Annotated in this window: 15 protein-coding genes and 1 riboswitch; of the genes, 8 read left to right on the plus strand and 7 right to left on the minus strand. The window is 31.0% G+C overall.

Features of this window, described 5'->3' with window-relative positions:
* Nucleotides 1–26: 26 nt before the first annotated feature.
* The 5 genes from thiS to ES044_RS03715 form a co-directional block, all read right to left on the minus strand.
* Nucleotides 27–230: a sulfur carrier protein ThiS gene (gene thiS / locus ES044_RS03690; RefSeq protein ID WP_147118792.1), complete on the minus strand. Its 204-nt coding sequence runs from the start codon at nucleotides 228–230 to the stop codon at nucleotides 27–29.
* A gap of 48 nt (nucleotides 231–278) precedes the next feature.
* Nucleotides 279–373: riboswitch (TPP riboswitch) on the minus strand.
* A gap of 498 nt (nucleotides 374–871) precedes the next feature.
* Nucleotides 872–4,612, minus strand: a complete 3,741-nt coding sequence (locus ES044_RS03695) for an SNF2-related protein (RefSeq protein ID WP_147118791.1) — start codon at nucleotides 4,610–4,612, stop codon at nucleotides 872–874.
* A 301-nt stretch (nucleotides 4,613–4,913) separates the two neighbouring features.
* Nucleotides 4,914–6,077: a proline dehydrogenase family protein gene (locus ES044_RS03705; protein ID WP_147118790.1), complete on the minus strand. Its 1,164-nt coding sequence runs from the start codon at nucleotides 6,075–6,077 to the stop codon at nucleotides 4,914–4,916.
* A 47-nt stretch (nucleotides 6,078–6,124) separates the two neighbouring features.
* Nucleotides 6,125–6,418, minus strand: coding sequence for an LETM1 domain-containing protein (locus ES044_RS03710; protein ID WP_147118789.1), 294 nt, complete (start codon nucleotides 6,416–6,418; stop codon nucleotides 6,125–6,127).
* Nucleotides 6,418–7,581: a proline dehydrogenase family protein gene (locus ES044_RS03715; RefSeq protein ID WP_147118788.1), complete on the minus strand. Its 1,164-nt coding sequence runs from the start codon at nucleotides 7,579–7,581 to the stop codon at nucleotides 6,418–6,420. Before ES044_RS03715 ends, ES044_RS03710 begins: the two co-directional genes overlap by 1 nt.
* A gap of 89 nt (nucleotides 7,582–7,670) precedes the next feature.
* Between ES044_RS03715 and aroB the strand changes: the two genes are divergently transcribed.
* Nucleotides 7,671–8,729, plus strand: a complete 1,059-nt coding sequence (gene aroB, locus ES044_RS03720) for a 3-dehydroquinate synthase (RefSeq protein ID WP_147118787.1) — start codon at nucleotides 7,671–7,673, stop codon at nucleotides 8,727–8,729.
* A 359-nt stretch (nucleotides 8,730–9,088) separates the two neighbouring features.
* On the opposite strand, the gene ES044_RS03725 is transcribed toward aroB, so the two are convergent.
* The gene (locus ES044_RS03725) at nucleotides 9,089–9,541 is read right to left on the minus strand and encodes a cold-shock protein (RefSeq protein ID WP_147118786.1); all 453 of its coding nucleotides are present in this window, start codon (nucleotides 9,539–9,541) and stop codon (nucleotides 9,089–9,091) included.
* A gap of 481 nt (nucleotides 9,542–10,022) precedes the next feature.
* On the opposite strand from ES044_RS03725, the gene ES044_RS03730 reads away from it, so the two are divergent.
* The 6 genes from ES044_RS03730 (at nucleotide 10,023) to ES044_RS18765 (ending at nucleotide 17,392) form a co-directional block, all read left to right on the plus strand.
* Entirely contained in the window at nucleotides 10,023–10,694 is a 672-nt protein-coding gene (locus ES044_RS03730) for a TetR/AcrR family transcriptional regulator (protein ID WP_147118785.1), read from the plus strand.
* Between the two features lie 4 nt (nucleotides 10,695–10,698).
* Entirely contained in the window at nucleotides 10,699–12,363 is a 1,665-nt protein-coding gene (locus ES044_RS03735) for a peptidase domain-containing ABC transporter (protein ID WP_147118784.1), read from the plus strand.
* A gap of 4 nt (nucleotides 12,364–12,367) precedes the next feature.
* Complete coding sequence (locus ES044_RS03740; protein WP_147118783.1) at nucleotides 12,368–13,729, plus strand: HlyD family secretion protein; 1,362 nt, start codon at nucleotides 12,368–12,370, stop codon at nucleotides 13,727–13,729.
* A 1-nt stretch (nucleotide 13,730) separates the two neighbouring features.
* Nucleotides 13,731–15,131 (plus strand): TolC family protein, encoded by a 1,401-nt coding sequence (locus tag ES044_RS03745; protein ID WP_189663231.1) that lies wholly within the window; start codon nucleotides 13,731–13,733, stop codon nucleotides 15,129–15,131.
* Between the two features lie 80 nt (nucleotides 15,132–15,211).
* The gene (locus ES044_RS03750) at nucleotides 15,212–16,927 is read left to right on the plus strand and encodes a vanadium-dependent haloperoxidase (RefSeq protein ID WP_223269155.1); all 1,716 of its coding nucleotides are present in this window, start codon (nucleotides 15,212–15,214) and stop codon (nucleotides 16,925–16,927) included.
* 246 nt (nucleotides 16,928–17,173) lie between these two features.
* A complete protein-coding gene (locus ES044_RS18765) occupies nucleotides 17,174–17,392 on the plus strand; it encodes a T9SS type A sorting domain-containing protein (protein ID WP_223269156.1) in 219 nt (72 codons plus the stop codon).
* A gap of 512 nt (nucleotides 17,393–17,904) precedes the next feature.
* Here the strand turns inward: ES044_RS18765 and ES044_RS03755 are convergent.
* Nucleotides 17,905–18,369, minus strand: coding sequence for a MaoC family dehydratase (locus ES044_RS03755; protein WP_147118782.1), 465 nt, complete (start codon nucleotides 18,367–18,369; stop codon nucleotides 17,905–17,907).
* Between the two features lie 66 nt (nucleotides 18,370–18,435).
* Here ES044_RS03755 and ES044_RS03760 point away from each other — a divergent pair, with 66 nt between their 5' ends.
* The gene (locus ES044_RS03760; protein ID WP_147118781.1) at nucleotides 18,436–21,687 is read left to right on the plus strand and encodes a S41 family peptidase; all 3,252 of its coding nucleotides are present in this window, start codon (nucleotides 18,436–18,438) and stop codon (nucleotides 21,685–21,687) included.
* Nucleotides 21,688–21,735 lie beyond the last annotated feature (48 nt).

A 21,735-nucleotide genomic window follows, 5' to 3' on the forward strand; every position in this document is an offset into this window, starting at 1 on the left:
GTTTACTACTTTAAATGTCTAATTATTTACCCTCCTTGTGTGGATTTAATAATTAGCACTTCATCACTATTTTGAAGTAATATAAAAGACCAATCAGTTTTCTTAATAACATTGCCATTTATGGCAATAGCAATTCCATTCGTATTTATATTTATAAAACGAACAAATGCAGCTACCGTTAAAATTTCTGAAAGTTGATGGATTTCTTGGTTTACTTTTATAGTAATCATATTTATAAAATATTACTGTAAACCAAAGGGAAGTAGTTTTTATAGTACTACATCTAAATAACTTTTTCCTACGTTGGTATTAACCAAATCAGGTTCTAAGGATTTTTCTCAAACTAACTTAATAGCTACTCCTAAAGTTTACAACGTAAAGGTACAGTGTAATTTATAATTAAAAAAAGAAAATAGTTAAATTATTTTAAATCTTCTTTAAATATGAATATCAATAAATACGTTAAACTTACAATCTACTACATAAAGTATTTTCTACAAAAAGTAAACTTCTATTGATGCGAGTTTAAAAGTTTAGAGTGTCTCTCACCAATAAAAATGGAAATGAATTTGAAAGATTTTATAAAAAAATGGTTTTAGAAAATAGTCCCATATTTAATAGGTAGTCCATTTCATAATTTACCCAATTGAGATCAAGTTTTGACCTCAAAATAAAAGCCAAAAACCCGTATGTTAGATCATGTTCACACTATCAAATTAGCATAAATTTTTAGAAGAAATCTCAAAACAGCCACTTAAAGAATTCTCTTCCATTAAAAGTAGCCATAGAAATTAAAAGAGAAAATATTGAATTTTACCGCTATCTACGATTGTTCATTTTGAAAATAAAAATTAAAACACCTATCTATATTTTAACTAAACAAAGCCGCGATACTTTCTTTTGATAGCGATTTCACATAACTGTCTTCGGTTTGGATTAAATCGTCTGAAAGTTGTTTTTTATGTTGCTGATGTAACACTATTTTTTCTTCGATGGTATCTTTACAAATCATTTTATAAGCTGTTACATTTTTCTTTTGACCTATTCTGTAACAGCGATCTATAGCTTGCGCTTCTACCGCAGGATTCCACCAAGGATCAACGATATACACGTAATCTGCCGCCGTTAAATTTAGCCCTGTTCCACCGGCTTTTAAACTAATTAAAAAAACGCGAATCTCTTTATTATTTTGAAAATTAGCAACTTTTTCTTGTCTATTTTTTGTTTTGCCGTCTAAATATTCATAGGTAATGTTTAACTCGTCTAATCGACTTTTAATAAGTCCGAGCATTTTTACAAACTGCGAAAAAATTAAAATTTTATGATGGCTGGCTTTATTTTTAATATGCCGAACCAATTCATCAATTTTCACAGATTGATCGGTGTATTCTTCCGCATCATTTAAAAGGAGAGGAGAATCACAGATTTGACGCAATTTTGTTAAGCCTTCTAGCACATACATTTTTGATTTCCCCAAACCATCGTCTTCCATTTTTCCTAATAAATAATCTTTGTATTTATTTTTATACGCCTCGTATAATTTTCGCTGTTCAGAACCCATCGTACAATATAAAAATTGCTCGGTTTTTGGAGGTAACTCGGTCGCTACTTTTTCTTTCGTTCTTCTTAATAAAAAAGGATCTATGAGCTCTTTTAATTCTTTCGCAACATTTTTGTCTTTATTTTTATCAATTGCTGTCGCGTACTCGTTTTTAAAATGCGTCATTCCACCTAAAAGACCAGGATTTACAAAAGTCATCTGTGCATATAAATCGAAAGTATTATTTTCTATAGGCGTGCCTGTTAACACCAACCTATTTTTAGCTTTTAAAAGCCTAACGGCTTTAAATCTTTTTGAATTTGGATTCTTTATAGCTTGCGATTCATCTAAAACAATATAATTGAATTGGTATTTTTTTAAATAACTGATATCATTAATCACAATACCGTAAGTACTTAAAACAATGTCAAAGTCTTTAAAACTAGTAGTATCTTTTTGTCTGTTAACTCCGGTTAATGTGGTTATTTTTAAACTAGGGCAAAATTTTAGAACTTCTTCTGTCCAGTTAAAAATTAAGGAAGTTGGCACCACGATTAAATGCGGTATCGTTTCTTTATTTTTCGTTTTTAAATGTTTAAAGAAGGTTATAATCTGCAATGTTTTCCCCAAACCCATATCATCTGCCAAACAGCCACCTAAATTATAATCGTCTAAAAAATTCAACCATTTTAAACCTTCTTTTTGATAAGGTCTCAAGGTCGCCTTTACGCCTATTGGCGTTGTAACATCTTTTATTTCTTTAAAATTCTTTAGTTTTTCTTTTATTCTAAGATGCTCTTCAAATAAATTATGCTCGTTCTCTAGGGCTTCATATAAAGTATCAACCACAGAAAATTGGTATTTAGAAACACCAATATGATCTTTCTTTATTTCGCCAGATCTAAATAAATGCGTGTACTTTTCTATCCATTCTTCTGGGAGAATACCAATCGTATTATCTTTTAAACGAATGTATTTATCTTTGTTAAGAATGTTCTTTTTTAGGTCTTTCAGACTCACTATTTGCTCACCAAAAGCAACTTCAATATGCACATCAAACCAATCTATATCTGAACTTACAGACATACTAATACTAGGTTTATGTTGATTGTATTTTAAATTTAAATTTTTAAACCCGAAAACTTCAATACCTTTTTCTTTAAGAATTTCAAAAGCATTTAAAAACCAAGCATCTTTTACAAATTCTTCTTGTTCCAAGAAGAAAAAATCTGTTTGCTGCGTTTTAAAAGCAGGATGGATTTCTCTTAATTCAGTTTCAAATTCACTTTCAATAATAGCATCTCGAGAAACCATAGTTTCCTGATTATTTTCTTGAATGATCAACTCTTTTTTACTGAAAATAGGAATAGGGTTATTTTGATATTCTACCACAGGCTTTAGCACCACGTAATCATCTATTTCAGAAAGAAAAACTTGCTTTTTAACAGAAGTGACTTTTATTTTTATGTTGCTCTTTTTTTTGCTAGCAAACGTAATTTTATGAGTTTCTTCTAAAGGAGCAATTATTTTTTTATAAAAATTCTCAAAATCACTTTTTACAGTTCTAATAGTAGGTTTTTCTCTAAAGAAGGAAAGGACGTTACTAAAATAAATACTTTTATTTAAATAGTAAGTTTCTTCTTTTTGAACAAACAAGAAGTTATCTCCAATCTTTGCATTTCTTAATTTTTGTTTTTTGCCATTAACGATAATGTATGTTTCTGTGCTATAAAAATCTTCTTCTTCTATAATTTTAAATTCTAAATCGGCACTGTTCATATCTAGTATAATCGGCACTAAATCTTGTTTTAAAATTTTATAAGAATTGCCAGTACTGCGATAAATAATTTTATTTTGTAATCCTGGAATTAAGTTTAGAAGTTTGTGATGAATATAATTTTGTGACAGAAAAGTATTTGAATTTATACTATTTAGATAGCTTTCTGATAAACAAAAAGAAGCTTCTATAAGTGCTTTTTCTTCTGTTGAAAATTTTTCTTTTTTAAATGAAAAAGTATCCACTTCAATCTCTTCGATTTTTGAAGATAAAAGCGTTGCTTCATTATTTAAATTCCCAGTAATTGGGTGCACCATTACGCTTGGTCTTCGTTCATTTTTTAAAGATTCAAACTCAAATGCAAAAGCAATGCCTTTTGGTTTTAAATTTCTCTTCTCTTTAAGTTTATAGGGTAATTGATTTCTTAATAAAACTTCTGATTCTTGTAAATGATTAGAAAAATAATCCATTTTACTAAATTCAAACTTTTTTAAAATCCCCTCTTTTAGTGGGATAATTTCTAGCCCATTTTGTGAGTTTTCAAATTTAAAATAAGTTTCATGTTTTTTATCCTCTAAAGAAAAACCGTATTCTACAAGTAATTGATTTTTTTTATTTTCTATATCTTCTTCACTTAACAATAAATGAGGTAAATGATGGTGCACAAAAAGTAAAGCAGAAACTTGATGCTTACACAAACGATGTTTAGAACATCTACAATTACTAACTAATGTAAGTTCATTTTCTAATAGTTCTATTTCGGTTTTAAATTCAATGCCACTAGCCCAATAATCTCCTCTTATTTCAAGAATTAATTTTGAAGCTTCAGAAAACACATTGCTAACAAAAGTAGCATTTCCTTGACTAAAAATATGAGGATCTGTGTATTTTAGAAAAACGGCTTTATCAAATTCTTGAACCTCTTTAAAGCTGAAAGTAAAAATTCCATCATGCTTTTTAGCAATTGACTTCGTTTTTACTTTTTTGGATGATAGGTCTTTTGCAGAAGTATCTAAAGCAGCCATCATGCCCTCTATTTCATTAGCAACTGCAACCTCATGTTTACATACATTTCCCCAATCATAAGGGCAAGTACAAGAGCTAGAAATCATACCAGACTGTAAGCCATAAAAATGGACTTCGTATAATTTGGTTCCTTTTACTTTTGCTACTAAAGATTCATGATCTGCAGAAAAGTCTATTTTTCTTACAACTATAGCGTTCGCTCTAGATCGAGTAACGCCATCTGTATTTCTTGATATATAATCTTTTAATCTCGGGTTTTTAATAAGCATATCTAAAACATTTACCTAGTCATTTGTGCATTGTCTCTAAATGCAGATGGTAAAATATCTGGAATTAGTTTGGTTATGAGGCAATAACAAAGCACCTCTTGGCAATAAAAAAACGGCTTAAGCAGAAATGAATTTACAAATATCTACTAACTGAATGTTAATTTTTTCTTTCTCTTCTGTTGATACTTTAGTGTGGGTAGATTTTCAAATCAAAAACATTGCTTCTTTACTTTGAGATAATTATTAATGTAATCTCAATTTATTTTTGCGCACTACTATTTTAATTTTTTTACAAAGGTCTTTATAATTTTCTACGCTTCCGCTCTGTTTCTAAAAGGTCTAATTCTCTGGTTGTTTGACCTGCAATCGACGTATTTTCTTCTGCTCTTCTTATAAGGTAAGGCATAACATCTTTTACCGGACCGAAAGGCAAGTATTTTGCTACATTGTAACCTTGATCTGCCAAATTATAGCTAACGTTATCACTCATACCAAATAATTGACTAAACCAAAGATTCCTGTCATTTTTTTTAATAGCATGTTTTTCGGCTAACTCCATAACCAAATAAGAACTATCTTCGTTATGTGTTCCGACAAATAAAGCCATTTTTGGTTCACCCATCATATATTTTATTGCCGTATCATAATTTTCGTCAGAAGCTTTTTTGTCTATACAAATAGGAGAAAGATACCCTTTTTCTTCAGCTCTTTCTCTTTCTTTTTCCATATATGCGCCTCTTACTACCTTTATACCAATGTAAAAACCTTTCTCTTTAGACTTTTTATGGAGGTTTTTTAAATAATCCATTCGGTCGTGTCTATACATTTGAAGCGTGTTAAAAACAATCGCTTTTTCTTTATTATAAGTTTCCATTAACTCTTCAATTAAATCATCTATCGCCTTTTGCATCCAACTTTCTTCGGCATCGATTAATAGAGGAACATCTGTTGATGAAGCGGCTTTGCACACTTTATGAAAACGAGCCAAAACTCTACTCCATTCTTCTTGCTCCGCTTCAGTAAGCTTCTTTTGTTCAGATATTTTTTGATATAATGCGAATCTTCCAAAACCAGTTGGCTTAAAAACAGCAAACGGCATGGATTTCTTTTCTTCGCAGAAATTAAGAATTTTTAAGGTGTTTTCTAAAACCTCATCAAAACTAGCTTCTTTGTCTTGACCTTCTACAGAGTAATCTAGCACACTGTGAACATGACCATTGTTATACATATTATCTATAATAGGCAAACAATCATCTTCATTTACACCGCCGCAAAAGTGATTAAAAACTGTAGCCCGAATAATACCTTCTACTGGCAAATTTAATTTTAAAGCAAGTTTAGTGAATGCACCCCCTATTTTCACTAAAAACTGAATCTTAATGATGCGAAATAAAAAATAGGCTCGATTTAATTGAAAATCAGATTTGAGTGCAAAAGCAATTTCAGTGTTGTTAAAAAGTTTCATTCTATTATTATTTAATTCTAGGTTTTTATTAGGCATTCCTAAAACATTTACCTAGTCATTTGTTCGTCGTCTCTAAATGCAGATGGTAAAATATCTGGAATTAGTTTGATTAAAAGAGGCAATAACAAAGCACCTCCAGGTAATAAAAAAACAGCCAAAGCAGGTATCGATTTACAAATATCTAATAACTGAATCTTAATTTTTTCTTTTTCCTCTGCTGATAATTTAGTGTGCGTAGATTTTCTGATAAGAGACATTGCTTCTTTACTTTGAGATAATTCTTGGTATAATCTCATTTTATTTTTGCGCAATAATACTTTAATTTCTTCTACAGTTGTCATTATAGCTTTCTACGCTTACGCTCTGTTTTTAAAAGATTTAACTCCCTACTTGTTTGACCAGCAACCGATGTGTTTTCTTCTGCTCTTCTAATTAAATAAGGCATCACATCTCTCACTGGGCCAAAAGGCAAATACTTAGCAACGTTATACCCTTCGTTTGCCAAGTTATAACTAATATGATCGCTCATACCAAATAATTGACCAAACCAAAGATTTCTATTATTTTTATCAACGTTGTATTTTTTAGCCAACTCCATCGCTAAATATGAGCTGTCTTCGTTGTGAGTACCAACAAACAAAGCCATTTTAGGATTTTCCATCATATATTTTGTAGCCAAATCAAAATTTAAATCTGTCGCATCTTTGTTTTCACAAATAGGAGAAGGATACCCTTTTTCTTCTGCTCTTGCTCTTTCTTTTTCCATATAAGCACCCCTCACTACTTTCAGACCAATATGAAAATCTCTAGCTTTTGCTTTTTCGTGCAAGGCTTTTAAATAATCCATTCTGTCATGTCTGTACATTTGAAGTGTATTGAAAACAATAGCTTTTTCTTTGTTGTACGTTTCCATCAGCTCTTCAATTAAAATGTCTGCAGAATGTTGCATCCAACTTTCTTCTCCGTCAATTAATAACGGAACATCTTTTGCCACAGCTACTTGACAAACTTTATGGTAACGTGCAACAACTCTCTTCCATTCTGCTTGCTCCTCTTCAGATAAAGATTTTCCTGCAGAAACTTTTTCATACAAAGCAAATCTGCCAAAGCCTGTTGGCTTAAAAACAGCAAAAGGAATTGATTTTTTTTCTTCACAAAAATCAAGAATCTTTAAAATCTTTTCTAGTGCGCCATCAAAACTAATTTCTTTATCTTGACCTTCTACAGAATAGTCTAAAACACTATGAACATTACCGTTATTATACATATTATCTATAATAGGCATACAATCATCTTCATTTATACCACCACAAAAATGGTCAAAAACCGTAGAGCGAATTAACCCCTCAATAGGTAAATGCGCTTTTAAAGCAAAGTTAGTTACGGCACTTCCTATTCTAACCAAAGGCTGATTTTGTATCATTCTAAATAAAAAATAAGCTCTCTCTAATTGGGAATGAGATTTTAGTGCGAAGGCAGTTTCTGTATTATCAAAAAGTTTCATTCTATTATAATTTAACGTTAACAAATATAAGTATAGAATCGTAATATTTGAGTATTTTATTTTTAATTTGCGAACTTAATAAATCACAAATGAAAACCATACAAGCAATTTCTTATCCTGTTCATTTTCAAGAAGAAAGCTACCAAAAACTTTCTGAATTATTAGATGAAAATAACTATTCTACCATTTTTATTTTGGTTGATGAAAATACTTTTGAGCATTGTTACCCTAAATTTATTCCGAATTTAGTAACAGATAAAAGAATTGAAGTTATTGAAATTGATTCGGGAGAAATAAATAAAAATCTAGAAACTTGTATGGGAGTCTGGAACGCCATTACAGAACTAGGTGGCGATCGTAAAAGTGTTTTAATAACTTTAGGCGGCGGCGTTATTACAGATTTGGGTGGTTTTGTTGCTTCTTGTTTTAAACGCGGAATTGATTTTATCAACATACCAACAACCTTATTATCTATGGTTGATGCCTCTGTGGGCGGTAAAACTGGGGTTGATTTAGGGGTTTTAAAAAACCAAATTGGCTTGTTTGCAAATCCGGAAATGGTGCTTATTGATAACCACTATTTAGAAACTGTCGCAGAAAGAGAAATAAAGTCTGGAACGGCAGAAATTATTAAGTACGGACTTACATACGATGTGAAATTATTTCATGAAATTAAAAATAATAAAGAATTAAAAATAAGCGATTTAATTTTTAGATCTGTAGAAATAAAGAATGAAGTAGTACTGCAAGATCCTAAAGAACAAAACTTGCGAAAAATTTTAAATTTTGGGCATACGCTCGGGCACGCCATTGAATCTTTTTATTTAGAATCTGCCGATAAAAAGAATCTTACACATGGTGAAGCAATTGCTATTGGTATGGTTTGCGAATGCTACATGTCCTCAAAAATATTGAATTTTCCTGTTGAAAAATTAAACGAAGTAAAAGATCTTATCGTTACTCTTTATGACAAAACAACTCTTTTAAAAGAAGATTTTACTGCAATCATGGATTTATTAAAACACGACAAAAAAAATGTAAACGGACAAATAAACTTTGTTCTTTTAAATGATTTTGAGGCTTTTAAACTTGATTGTAAAGTTCCTGAAGAACTAATTATTGAAAGTATGGAATTTTATAACATGTAGTAGTTCTTTAGAAGAAGCCAGATAAAAAAGGATACAAGAGACAAGATTGGTGGTTAGTGGTTAATGGCTAATGGTTGTTAATCAGATACAAGATACCGTTTTATAACTTGCAGTGTTTCTTTAGAAGAAGTAGATTAAAAAAAAGAAACAAGAGACAAAATTGGTGTTTAGTGGTTAATGTTAATGGCTAATGGTTAATGGTTAATGGTTAATGGTTAATGGTTAATGGTTAATGGTTAATGGTTAATGGTTAATGGTTAATGGTTAATGGTTAATGGTTAATGGTTGTTAAATAAATTTAAAAAATCCTACCATTTTAAATGATAGGATTTGTTTTATAAATGAAAAAATAATGTTCTTTAGATTTTCTTTACTTTCACTGCATTCATTCCACGCATTCCTCTCTCTAATTCAAAAGAAACTTTGTCATTTTCTGCAATTTGATCTATTAAACCACTTACGTGCGTAAAATATTTTTCGCTATTCTCTGCATCAATAATAAATCCGAAACCTTTAGAAGTATCAAAGAAGTTTACTTTTCCTTTTCTTACCGGATCTTCTTCTGGTAAATCTTCTTTTTTCGTTACCGATATTTGAATATCTTCTAACTCATACTCTACTTTTAATTCTGGATCTGGTGGAGTATCTGTTAAGTTTCCGTTATGATCTACATACGCAAACTGAATACCAGATGTTCCATGCTCATCCTTGTCCGCTTTTCTTGCGTCCATTTTCTTTTGCTTATCTAAACGTTTTTTTAAACGTTTCTTTTCTTTTTCACTCTTACTAAATGTTTGTTGCGATTTTGCCATTAACTATATAAATGTTTTTTATGTTTTTAAACTTCTTTATTATAGAAACAATTGCCTACTTGTAACTCTAAAATAATTAGAGTGGCTTATTAAAGTTAGAAGCCTAGCTGACTTGCTAAAAGAATAATTGAAAGTTCTATAACGGCACAAAGATATTACAAAAAAATAAGTTTTACAAAAATCTATGAAACAATAAAAAAAATTAGTAAGAACTAAATTTTAATAAAGCAATTTTTAACGACTTTAAAAAGAATAAATAGGTTCTTAAAGTATAAATTAAAGACAAAATTAAAATTAATAGTTTCACAATAAACCATGTAATGACTTAAAAAAAAAATAATTTTGGGTCTTTTTTTAATAAAATAAGTTTTCTTTGTATCGTAATTTTAACCTCTTTAAAGATGTTAAATAAAATACAAAAAAAAGTATTATTTGTAAAAGTGATAGTAATGCTATTATATTTGTTGCCAAATATCTAAACATGAAAAGTTTATTATCAATCCTTAAAATATCTGTTCCAGATAAAATCTATATAAAAGATCCAGAAACATCTGAACTTGGAAAAAGAATTATAGAAAACGGTATCCTACTAATTCACGAAATTGGTTTTGAGAGTTTTACTTTCAAAAAATTAGGAAAACAAATAGGTTCTAACGAAAGCTCTATTTATAGATATTTCGAGAGCAAGCATAAACTTTTACTATACTTATCTTCTTGGTATTGGGCCTGGTTAGAGTATCAATTAGTTATGGAAACTTTTAGCATCTCTAACAAACTTAAAAAATTAGACAAAGCTGTTAGAATTGTAACCAAAACAGTAGAAGAAGATAGTAACTTTTCTCATATAGACGAAACACTTTTGTACCGTATTATTGTTAAAGAAAGTTCTAAATCTTTTTTAACAAAAGAGGTTGATAAAGATAATAAAGATGGCTATTTTGAAATTTATAAACGCCTTATTTCTAGACTAGAAGAAATGATTACCGCGGTTAACCCAGCATACCCTTTTCCTTTAAGTTTAGCGAGTACACTTTTAGAGGGCGGCTTGCATCAACACTTTTTAAATGAACATTTCCCCTCTATTACCAATAGTAAAAACGGAAAAACACCCACAAACTTTTTTATCCACTTAGTAGAAAATACTTTAAAATAAATTAATGGAAACCAACCAATTATCACCCTGGCAACGTTTTTTAGGTCTTATAAAGCTAGAAAGAAAAGATATATTTCAAATTTTTTATTATGCTATTTTTGGTGGGGTTGTTTCTTTATCGCTGCCTTTAGGCATTCAAGCAATTATCAATTTAATACAAGGAGCACAAATATCTACTTCTTGGATTGTTTTAGTGGTTGTAGTAACGCTTGGTGTTGTTTTTTCTGGTGCATTGCAATTAATGCAATTAAGAATTATTGAAACAATACAACAAAGAATTTTTATGCGAGCTTCTTTTGAATTAAGCTATCGTTTTCCAAAAATTAAAATGTCTGAATTGCGTAATTATTATCCACCAGAATTGGCAAATCGATTTTTTGATACCCTTACCATTCAAAAAGGACTTTCAAAAATTTTAATTGATGTACCAACCGCTGTTTTACAAATACTATTCGCCCTAACGCTACTTTCATTTTACCATCCGTTTTTTATTGTATTTGGTATTTTATTATTGCTTTTAATCTATATTGTTTTTAAGTTTACTGCTCAAAAAGGATTAGAAACAAGTTTGATGGAATCTAAACAAAAATATAAAGTTGCCCATTGGATTCAAGAGGTGGCCCGAACATTAGTGAGCTTTAAAGTTTCTGGAAAAACTAATTTAGCAATGTCTAAAAATGATGAATTGGTAAGTAAATATTTAGAAGCACGAGAAAATCACTTTAAAATATTAATATTACAATACTCTCAAATGGTAGGGTTTAAAGTAATTGTAACTGCCAGTTTACTTTTAATTGGTGGGGCTTTAGTCTTAAACCAAGAAATGAATATTGGCCAATTTGTTGCTGCAGAAATTATTATTCTTTCTGTAATAGCGTCTGTAGAGAAATTAATTATTGGTTTAGAGTCTTTTTATGATGTACTTACTTCAATAGAAAAAATAGGACAAGTAGTAGACAAAGAAATAGAATCTCAAGGTGGTGAAAAGCCTATGTTTAAAAATGGTCTTAACATAGAATTAGACAATGTTTCTTATGCTGTTAAAGATAGAAAAAACTTCATTCTTAAAAATATATCCTTTAAAATAACGCCCCATTGTAGAGTTTTAATTGTGGGAGAAAGCGGTGCGGGCAAATCAAGTTTACTCCGTTTAATTTCTGGCATAGTAGAGCCAACCGCAGGCAGTATTTATATAAATAATTTATCATTAAATAGTTTATATTTAAATCATTACCGCTCTCAATTAGGTTTATCACTTTCAGAAGAAACACCTTTTGAAGGTACTATAAGACAAAATTTAATTTTTGGCGATCATAAAATTAAAGACGAAATAATTTTTGATGTTTTAGACATCGTTGGTTTATCTCAATTTTTAAAAGAACAACCCAGCGGTTTAGATACCGTTTTGTATCCCGAAGGAAAACAAATGTCTTACACCATTGCTAAAAAGTTAATTTTAGCAAGAGCAATTATTAAACAACCAAAAATAATGATTTTAGAAGATCCTCTAGATCAATTTAATTTAGAAGAAACAGTAAGGATTATTGCATATTTAACAGATCCTAAAAGGCCTTGGGCACTAATTGTAGTGAGTAGTAGAAAAAGTTGGAGGACTCAATGCAGCCAAACTATAACATTAGAAAAAGGAGAAATTAAAGCCATAAATTAAAGCTATGTTAAATATATCGAACAATCCGATACGTAAAGAGATAGATTTTTCAAAATATAAATCTGCTAAAAATATTTTTAATAAAGATTATTACAAAGCGCTAAACAAATTCTTAATCGTATTTGCTATTTTAGGGATTATACTTTTATTTTTACCTTGGACTCAAAATATAACGGGTAATGGCATCGTAACTACTTTATCACCAGATCAAAGACCTCAAGATATACAATCTCAAATTCCGGGTAGAGTTGAAGAATGGTTTGTTTTAGAGGGAGATTTAGTAAAAAAAGGAGATACCATTCTTAGAATATCTGAAGTTAAAAGTGAATATTTTGATGACCGTTTAATAGAAAGAACAAACCTACAAATAGATGCAAAAACATCTTCTGTAAATGCATATCAGTTTAAAGTAGACGCCTTAAACAGGCAAATAGTAGCTTTAAAACAAGAACGTGTCTTAAAAACAGCACAAACTGAAAATAAGCTTTTGCAATCTAAATTAAAAGTGCAAAGCGATAGTATAAAGTTTGAAGCAGCAAAAACAAATATTAAAATTGCTGAAAGACAATATGAAAGAACAGAAACTTTGCAACAAGAAGGCATTTTTGCCGTAAAAGATGTTGAAGAAAAACGTCTTAAATTACAAGAAACACAAGCCAAATTAATTGAACAAGAAAATAACTTACTGGCTGCTAAGAACGAAGTTTTAAATGCAAAACTAGAACTAACTAGAATTGGAACCATGTTTGCAGATAAAATTTCAAAAGCACAGAGCGATATGTTTACTGCAAAATCTAGTGGTTTTGACGCAGAAGTAGAAGTTTCTAAATTAGAGAATAACAATAGTAATTATAAAGTTAGAAATGCGCTCTTATATGTTACCTCTCCACAAACTGGATATATAACTAAAGCTATTAAAGGCGGAATTGGAGGTACTTTTAAAGAAGGAGAGTCATTAGTTGGTATCATGCCTCAAAAATATGATTTAGCCGTAGAAACTTTTGTAAGACCTATTGACTTACCCTTATTGCACATAGACGAAAAAGTACGGGTACAATTTGATGGTTGGCCTGCCATTATCTTTTCTGGTTGGCCAAATGTTTCTTATGGAACTTATGGAGCTAGAGTAGTAGCTATAGAACGGTTTATTAGCAATAACGGTATGTATAGAATTTTATTAGCACCAGATGAAACAGACCATACTTGGCCAGATGCCATAAGAGTTGGCTCTGGAGCAAGAACAATTGCATTGCTAGAAGATGTGCCAATTTGGTATGAATTATGGAGACAGTTAAATAGCTTTCCTCCTAATTACTACCAGCCAAATGATGGAGAAAAAGGAAAGTCTGAAGCAAAAAAAAAGTAGCATGAAAACATATGTAATTGCATTCTTTTTGTTGATTTTTTATCAGCAAAACGCGCAAGACAAAATTGAATCTAAAATGACCTTGTCAGAATTTTTAGGATACGTAAAAAATTATCATCCTATTGTAAAACAAGCCAATCTTATTATAAATAATAGTGAATCTGAATTATTAAAAGCAAGAGGTGCTTTTGACCCTAAAATTGAAGTAGATTACGATAAAAAACAGTTTAAAGACAAAGAATATTTTAACAAGTTAAACGCTTCCTTTAAAATACCTACGTGGTATGGCATTGAGTTTAAAGCGAATTATGAAGAAAACGACGGTCTCTTTTTAAACCAAGAATCTAATGTGCCTTTAGATGGTTTATACAGCGCGGGTATTTCTGTTTCTGTGGCAAGAGGTTTTTTAATGAATGAAAGAATGGCTTCTTTAAAACAAGCAAAATTCTTTTTAGATCAGGCAAAAGAAGATCAGCAAATATTAGTGAATGAAATTCTATACAATGCTTCTTTATCGTATTTTAATTGGTTACAAACCTACAACGAAAAAAAAGTTTTCGAAGATTTTTTAGAAAATGCAAGTATTCGATTTCAAGGAACAAAAAGAGCTTTTCAGCAAGGAGATAAACCTGCAATAGATACTTTAGAGGCAGGGATTACCCTACAAACAAGAAAACTAAATTTAGAAAAAGCCAGAATTAAATTAATAAAAAATTCGTTAGAACTTTCTAATTTTTTATGGTTAAATGATGATACTCCTGTAGAATTACAAGACAATATTATTCCGGATATAGAAGCCATCAATCATGTAGATACTACTTTTAACATTGCACTTTTTAATGATGCAGATTTTGATATTGAAAACCATCCTAAAATTAAATCTTTAAATTTTAAAAGCGAAAGTTTAGACATTGATAGAAGACTTAAAATGAATAGTTTATTACCACAGTTAGATTTACAGTATAATTTTATAACAGAAAATAGTGATCAAATAAACTCATTTAACACCAATAATTATAAAGGTGGTGTAAAGTTTAGTATGCCCTTATTTTTAAGGAAAGAACGAGGAGATTTAAAGCTTGCAAGAATTAAACTGCAAGACATTAACTTTGAAAATGAAACCACTAAAGTTGTTATTTCAAATAAAATAAATGCAATTCAGCAAGAATTGGAGTCTTACGGCATACAAACCGCTTTTACAGAAAATATTGTTAGAGATTACGGAGTGCTTTTAAGAGCTGAAGAACGAAAGTTCTTTTTAGGTGAAAGTTCTTTATTTTTAGTAAATTCTAGGGAATCTAAATTAATTGACTCGAAATTAAAAGCAATTGAATTAGAAAATAAATTCTTTAAATCAAAAGCCAATTTATTTAAAGCTGCCGTAATTACCATTGCTGAATAATTTTTTAAGGCACAAACTGGTAGCATTTTATGTTGATTATGAATTAAATTTGGTAGTTTTGTTCGATTACTATTTTTAAAATGATTAAAAAATGCCTTCTTTTTGTAATTTTTAGCATTTGCATTTCTCATGCTGTAAATAGCCAACATTCTGTTGCAAGGCAATGGAATGAGCAACTTTTAGAAGCGATAAGAAATGATTTTGCAAGGCCTACTGTGCATGCAAGAAACCTATTTCATGCTTCTGTTTTAATGTATGACGCTTGGGCTATTTTTGATGAAACAGCACAATCTTTTTTTTTAGACAATACGTTTGGTAATTTTACAACCCCCTTCTCTCCTATTCCAAAACCCATTCATAAAGAAAAAGCCACTAAAGAAATAATTAGTTATGCCCTTTTTAGGCTTTTAAAACATAGATTTAAAGATTCGCCAAACTCAACAGAAACTTTAAACGCTCTAGAAACCTTTTTTTTATCGCTAGGGTATGATAAAAATTTTATTTCTCAAGAATATAAATTAGGATCCTTTGCTGCCCTCGGAAATTATATGGGTGCTAAAATGATTGAGTTCGGTTTACAAGACAACTCTAACGAGTCCAATGGTTATTCAAATAAATTTTACCAATCGGTAAATACTCCTTTACTTTTAGATACTTACAACGATAATGCAGATATTAACCCAAATAGATGGCAACCATTAGCTTTTAATCTTTTTATAGACCAATCTGGCAATCCTTTTCAATTTAACACCCCTTCTTTTTTAAGTCCAGAATGGGGAGCAGTAACCCCATTTGCATTGAAAGAAGATGCTGCAACAATTCTAAATAATGGTTTTGATTCCTATATTTACAATGACCCAGGACCGCCCGTTTATATTCAAGATTCTAACGATAATGGCATTCAAGATCCGTACAAATGGAACTTTGCTTTGGTCATTTCATGGTCCGCACAATTAGACCCAGCAAGTACTATTTTAATCGATATTTCTCCAGCAAAAATTGGGAATACGAGCATCTCTGATTTTCCTGATACTTTTGAAGAATATAAAAGTTTTTATGATTTTGATGCTGGAGGTAGCGCGGTAAAAGGACATTTAGTAAACCCTAAAACATTAAAACCCTACAGCCCTAATATTGTAAAGCAAGCAGATTATACAAGGGTTTTAGCAGAATTTTGGGCAGATGGTCCGGATTCTGAAACACCACCAGGTCATTGGTTTACAATTTTGAATTATGTGAGCGATCATCCGCAATCTAAAAAAACTTTCGGAGCATCAACAATAGAGTTATCTAGTTTAGAATGGGATATAAAAAGCTACTTCGTTTTAGCTGGCGCAATGCATGATGCTGCTGTAAATACTTGGGGAATTAAAGGTTATTACGACTATATAAGACCCGTTTCTGCGATTAGATACATGGCTTCTAAAGGTCAGAGCTCTAATGCTAATGCACCAAGCTTTCATCCACATGGTTTGCCCTTAATGACTAATTTAATCGAACTTATAGAAAATAATGATGAGTTAGCTGGCAATAGCAATCAAAACATAGGAAAAATTAAGATAAAATCATGGCGTGGTCCCGATTATATTAACAATCCTGATACAGATGTAGCGGGTGTGGGTTGGATTTTAGGCACTAGATGGTGGCCTTATCAAAGACCTTCTTTTGTTACACCTCCTTTTGCGGGTTACCTTTCTGGGCATTCAACATTTTCTCGAGCTGCTGCAGAAGTGTTAACTTTAATTACAAATGATGCTTTTTTTCCTGGAGGAATTGGCACTTTTGATGTCATTTAAAATGATTTTTTAATATTTGAAGAAGGTCCTACCCAAGATTTTACGCTACAATGGGCAACGTATAGAGATGCAGCAGACCAAACAAGTTTATCAAGAATTTGGGGAGGTATACACCCGCCAATAGATGATATTAAAGGAAGAATTATTGGCGAAAAAATAGGCAAAGAAGCTTATCTATTTGCAGAAAATTTCTTTGGTGGCAACATCAAAAACACATACAACCCAACAACAAATAGTGCTATTAGTATTTTTCCAAATCCGTTTAAATCTGAATTACAGGTTCTTACCTCATTTACAGATGCCTATAAAATTGATATTTATGATGTTTTAGGCAAGAAGGTTTTTTCTATTCAAAATGAGAATTCTATACAACTTGGGTATTTAAAAGCAGGCATTTATTACCTAAATATTTCTTTAGAAAACGGGGAATTAATCCGAAGGAAAAAACTAATAAAATCAGATTAAAATACTTTTTGATACGTTTTGATTTTATGGACACTTTAAATGTTTATAAAGATAATCTTTACAAAGTGTCCGTGACTCTTATAATTTTTTATTTAAAAGAACATCAAACTACTAACAATTTTTTTTAGTTATTTAAGAACACAGGTATCCACTTAAAACATTTTAGTTACAATTAACTATATAAAATACACATTATTACACATAATTTGTTGGGTTTAGATTTGAGTTAGATCTTTTAATTATGAATAAAATTGTCCTATAAATTGTTCTTTTTGTAGTCATACCAAATTAGCCTTATAATGCCGTAATAAATCGTTTCTTTTTCGCTTACCTTTCATCAAAAATAATTACCGTAACGATGCTATGCTAATTACTTTTCATTTCAATTAATCAAAAAATAATTCAATTTATTTGCACGTCACTCAAATACAGTTTGTTGACAAAGTCTTGTTTCCTTGCCTGCTGGCAAGCAGGTTGTGTCTTTTATCAGACAAAAATGATTATAAAATTTTCTATTCATATAAAGCGGCCAAAAACTCTGCTACGCAAGCTGGTTTCTCTTGCCCTTTAATCTCTATGGTACAGAAAAAAGTAACTTTAATTCCGTTATTAGCAAGTTCTTCAATTGCTGTTATTTTAGCAAGCATTCTTAACTCACTGTTTACAGGGACAGGATTCGGAAAACGAACTTTATTTAAACCATAATTCAAACCCATTTTTACACTTTTAATCGTAAAAGCTTCCTCTAATAGTTTAGAAATCATAGCAACAGACATAAACCCGTGCGCAACAGTACTTTTAAACGGAGATTCTTTAGCAGCTCTTTTCTCATCTAAATGAATCCATTGTTTATCTAAAGTAGCATTTGCAAAATCGTTAATCATCTGCTGACGAATCGGATACCAATTTCCTGCGGGTAAATCTTTCGCTAACATCGCTTTAAAATCGTCAAAATCATTAAAAGCTATTGGTTTCATCTTATTTATTTTAAAAAATTATTTTTGTATTTAGTAATTGATTAAATTAGTCAAAAAATATCAAACATGAAACCACTAGTACTCTTTTTTACACTTTTTTCCCTTTCCATTTTTAGTCAAGATAATCCGCAGTGGATGCGACATTCGGCTATTTCACCAGACGGAACTCAAATTGCGTTTACCTATAAAGGAGACCTTTATAAAGTGAACACTACTGGAGGAAATGCACAACAACTTACCTACCATAATGCGCATGATTATAAGGCTGTTTGGAGCAAAGATGGTTCTAAAATTGCATTTGCATCTAACCGATATGGTAATTTTGATATTTATGTAATGAACTCCGTTGGTGGCGAGGCAACAAGGTTAACTTTTCACTCTAACAATGAGCATCCATATTCTTTTTCTGCAAATGATACCGCTATTGTTTTTGGTGCTTTAAGACAAGATGCCACCAACCACAGACAATATCCTAGTGATTCGCAAACAGAATTGTATAGTGTTCCTGTAACATCAGGAAGAGTTTCGCAACTATTAACGATTCCTGCAGAATATATACAATATTCTAAAGACGGAAAAAGCATGTTATACCACGATAAAAAAGGTGGAGAAAATGAATGGAGAAAACATCACACATCTGCTATAACAAGAGATATTTGGATGCTAAACACAACCACTAATGTACATACAATGATTACCAATAATACTGCAGAAGACAGACAACCTGTTTTTAGTGAAGATGAAAAAAGCATGTATTTTTTGAGTGAAAGAAGTGGCTCTTTTAACGTTCATAAACGTTCTTTAAAAAACACAAACCAAGACCAACAACTCACAAATTTTAAAGTACATCCGGTGCGTTTTTTAAGCTTTGGTAACGGCGTTCTTTCTTTTGGTTATGATGGCGAATTATATTCGATGCAAGAAGGAGAAACTCCTAAAAAAATAAATGTAAACATCATTACCCAAGATAAAGAAAATACAGAGAAATTTGTCTCTATTAATGGTGGTATCGACGAAATGGCAATTTCACCCAACGGTTTAGAAATTGCGTTTATTGCAAGAGGAGAAGTATTTGTGACCTCTGTAGATAAAACGTTCACAAAAAGATTAACCAATACGCCAGAAAACGAACGTTTTGTTTCTTGGGGACCCGAAGGAAAGTCTGTAATTTACAGCAGTGAACGTAATGGAAAATGGAATGTTTATAAAAATGAAAAATTAAGAAAAGAAGAACCTTTCTTTTATGCAGCTACTTTAATAAAAGAAGAGGCAATCATAGAAAATAGGGTTGATAATTATCTTGCTCAATATTCGCCAGATGGTAAAAAAATAGCATTTATAGAAGGCAGAAGAACCTTAAAAATAAAAGATATCGCCTCTAAAAAGGAGGTTACTTTATTAACTCCAGAAGATTTATTTCACATGAGTGATGGCGATAAATATTTTACATGGAGCCCAGATAGTGATTGGTTATTGGTAGATTGGGGTAAAACATTAAGTAATAACGAAGTTTTATTAATGGCAGCCGATGGTTCTAAACGAATTAATTTAAACGAAAGCGGTTACGCTGATTACTACCCAAAATGGGTAAATGATGGCAAACAAATGTTATGGTTTAGCAATAGAAACGGTCTTAAATCGTATGCTACAAGTGGTAGATCTCAAAGTGATGTGTATAGTATGTTTTTTACGCAAGATGCTTGGGACGAATTTAATTTAAGTGATGAAGATTACAAATTAATGGAAGCCATTAAAGCAGAAGAAAAAAAGGAAAAAGAGAAAGCAGAAAAAGCAAAAAAATCTGACAAGAAAAAGGATAAAAAGAAAGATAACAAAGAATCGAACAAAGACACTATAAAACCATTAAAGTTCGATTGGGGTTCTATGAAAGATAGAACTAAAAGGTTAACGATTCATTCTTCTAGTTTAGGAGATGCTGTACTTTCTAAAAAAGGCGATGTACTTTATTATTTAGCAAGCTTTGAAGGCAAATCTAATTTATGGAGTACAAATTTACGTACCAAAGAAACTAAAATGCTAATGAAACTAGACACGCGTTCTGGCAGCTTGGAATGGGATAAAAAAACCGAAAACCTATACCTTTTAAGCAGTGGAAAAATAACAAAATTAAACCCTGAAACAGAAAAGAGTAAAGTAGTAGAAATAAATTCTGAAATTAAATTAGACGAATACGCAGAAAGAGAAGCAATGTTTCAGCATGTTTGGATTCGTACAAATGCTGTTTTTTACCATCCGGATTTTCATGGAATTAATTGGGACAATATGAAAACAGAATATAAAAAGTACTTACCGCATATTGGTAATGCGTATGAATTTTCTGAAATGTTATCTGAAATGTTAGGAGAATTAAACGTTTCTCATGCGGGTGCAGGTTATAGTGGTAGCGAAGTTTCAAATAAAGACGAAACCGGATCTCTTGGTATTTTTATGGATTTTAATTTTAAAGAGGATGGAATTTTAATTCAAGAAATTATTAAAGATGGCCCGCTAGATAAAGCTAAATTTAACATAGAAGTTGGCAGTATTATTCAAAAAATAGATGGTATTACGGTTGATAAAAATGAAGATGTCTCTAAATACTTCAATAGAAAAGTTGGCGAGTTTATGTTGTTAAATATTTTAAATCCTACAACTAAAAAGACCCAAACAATTACTGTAAAACCAATTTCTATAGGTGCAGAAAATAATCTTTTATATAACCGATGGATTAAAATAAATGAAAAAGAAGTAGAAAAATTAAGTAATGGGCAATTAGGATATGTTCATATTCCTGGAATGAGCGATGGTCCATATAGAAGTATTTACCAAGATATGATGGGTAAATATTCAGATAAAAAAGGCGTTATTGTAGATACTCGTTTTAACGGTGGTGGAGATTTAGTTGCCGATTTAGCGATGTTTTTTACAGGAGTTCCTTTTATAACTTACGCTACCGGGGCAAAAGTAGTTGGCGGCGAACCAACTTCTCGTTTTACAAAACCTACACTTTCTATTTTTAATGAAGATATGTATTCTGATGGTCATTGTTATGCCTCTGGTTACACCGATTTAAAAATTGGAAAAACAGTAGGAATGCCAGTTCCCGGAACCTGTAGTTTTGCTGGTTGGGAGGGTTTACCAAATGGTTCTTATTGGGGTGTTGTGCCCGTAAGTGCGAAAAACAAAGCTGGCGAATGGATGGAAAACAACCAAACAGAACCCATGATTAAAGTAAAAAACATGCCTGGGCAAATAAACAACGGTATTGATCAACAACTTTTAAGATCGATAAAAGAATTACTACAAGATGTAAAATAAATTTAAAATTTAATTGAAATAAAAAAAGCGGAGCATAATGCTCCGCTT

The sequence above is a fragment of the Polaribacter sp. IC066 genome (assembly GCF_007997085.1).
In the GTDB taxonomy this organism is placed as follows: domain Bacteria; phylum Bacteroidota; class Bacteroidia; order Flavobacteriales; family Flavobacteriaceae; genus Polaribacter.

Bases quoted from the DNA above. Each gene is read 5' to 3' on its own strand.
- ES044_RS03735 (WP_147118784.1), top strand. From the start codon at position 10,699: ATGGAAACCAACCAATTATCACCCTGGCAACGTTTTTTAGGTCTTATA.
- thiS (WP_147118792.1), bottom strand. From the start codon at position 230: ATGATTACTATAAAAGTAAACCAAGAAATCCATCAACTTTCAGAAATT.
- ES044_RS03760 (WP_147118781.1), top strand. From the start codon at position 18,436: ATGAAACCACTAGTACTCTTTTTTACACTTTTTTCCCTTTCCATTTTT.
- ES044_RS03750 (WP_223269155.1), top strand. From the start codon at position 15,212: ATGATTAAAAAATGCCTTCTTTTTGTAATTTTTAGCATTTGCATTTCT.
- ES044_RS03745 (WP_189663231.1), top strand. From the start codon at position 13,731: ATGAAAACATATGTAATTGCATTCTTTTTGTTGATTTTTTATCAGCAA.
- ES044_RS03740 (WP_147118783.1), top strand. From the start codon at position 12,368: ATGTTAAATATATCGAACAATCCGATACGTAAAGAGATAGATTTTTCA.
- ES044_RS03730 (WP_147118785.1), top strand. From the start codon at position 10,023: ATGAAAAGTTTATTATCAATCCTTAAAATATCTGTTCCAGATAAAATC.
- ES044_RS03695 (WP_147118791.1), bottom strand. From the start codon at position 4,612: ATGCTTATTAAAAACCCGAGATTAAAAGATTATATATCAAGAAATACA.
- ES044_RS03705 (WP_147118790.1), bottom strand. From the start codon at position 6,077: ATGAAACTTTTTAACAACACTGAAATTGCTTTTGCACTCAAATCTGAT.
- ES044_RS03725 (WP_147118786.1), bottom strand. From the start codon at position 9,541: ATGGCAAAATCGCAACAAACATTTAGTAAGAGTGAAAAAGAAAAGAAA.
- ES044_RS03755 (WP_147118782.1), bottom strand. From the start codon at position 18,369: ATGAAACCAATAGCTTTTAATGATTTTGACGATTTTAAAGCGATGTTA.
- ES044_RS03715 (WP_147118788.1), bottom strand. From the start codon at position 7,581: ATGAAACTTTTTGATAATACAGAAACTGCCTTCGCACTAAAATCTCAT.
- aroB (WP_147118787.1), top strand. From the start codon at position 7,671: ATGAAAACCATACAAGCAATTTCTTATCCTGTTCATTTTCAAGAAGAA.
- ES044_RS03710 (WP_147118789.1), bottom strand. From the start codon at position 6,418: ATGACAACTGTAGAAGAAATTAAAGTATTATTGCGCAAAAATAAAATG.